Origin of the sequence: Mesorhizobium sp. M4B.F.Ca.ET.089.01.1.1, assembly GCF_004022605.1 — a bacterium.
GTDB classification, from domain to species: Bacteria; Pseudomonadota; Alphaproteobacteria; order Rhizobiales; family Rhizobiaceae; genus Mesorhizobium; species Mesorhizobium abyssinicae.
This window is the reverse complement of sequence record NZ_RZOS01001190.1, coordinates 1-611: the sequence shown is the minus strand read 5'-3', so window position 1 is coordinate 611 and position 611 is coordinate 1. Positions and strand designations below refer to the sequence as shown.

The following is a 611-nucleotide window of genomic DNA, read 5'->3' as shown; positions in this document are numbered from 1 at the left end:
CTCGACAAGGGATTGAAGGTTGCGTGTTTTCTTCGAGGCGCTCGGAGACGTGTTGCGAAAAATTTCGCGTGAGAGTGCATCAATCTCGTCGCCGATGCGCTCAAGCGTGTCGGCCGCGCGGTCGATGATCGCTTCGATCAGACCCAGCATCACCAATTCGCCGGACGTGCAGGGAGGGCCGCTAGTACGCTGTGCTTTCGCCGCATAGATCAAGAACGGCTTCGGTTCGGCGTGGCGGACAGTGACGAGCGTCTGGCCCTTGATAACGAAGGTAACCGGCGCTTTGACAGGGTCCTCGCCCTCGATATTCGCGACCGCGGTGATCGTCATGAACTCGGCGCCGTCTTCATGATAAAGACGGTCCGACAACTCGATTTCCGCCATCTCGTCGCGCGTCGGGATATCAATGGCCAGATGCGCCTTAACAAGCTTCACTTCCTCAACAGTCGGGTTGAGGAGGTCGAGCCAGAGAGCACCGAGAGCTTCGGCCTCCGGCAAGCCGTCAATTGCTGTCAGATGGCCGTTCTGGCCCGTGTAGATGCGCAGCATTTATGGCCCCTTCGGCAAGGCAGTATGCCGCCCGCGGAGCCTTTCCGTAACCGGGGCTGAAG

The 611-nt window shown here is 59.2% G+C and carries 1 protein-coding gene; it reads right to left on the bottom strand.

Annotation, left to right across the window (positions count from 1 at the left end; genetic code table 11):
* Positions 1–549, bottom strand: a 549-nt coding sequence (locus EN780_RS36705; RefSeq protein WP_281035420.1) for a CorA family divalent cation transporter, incomplete at its 3' end; no start/stop codon positions are given.
* Positions 550–611 lie beyond the last annotated feature (62 nt).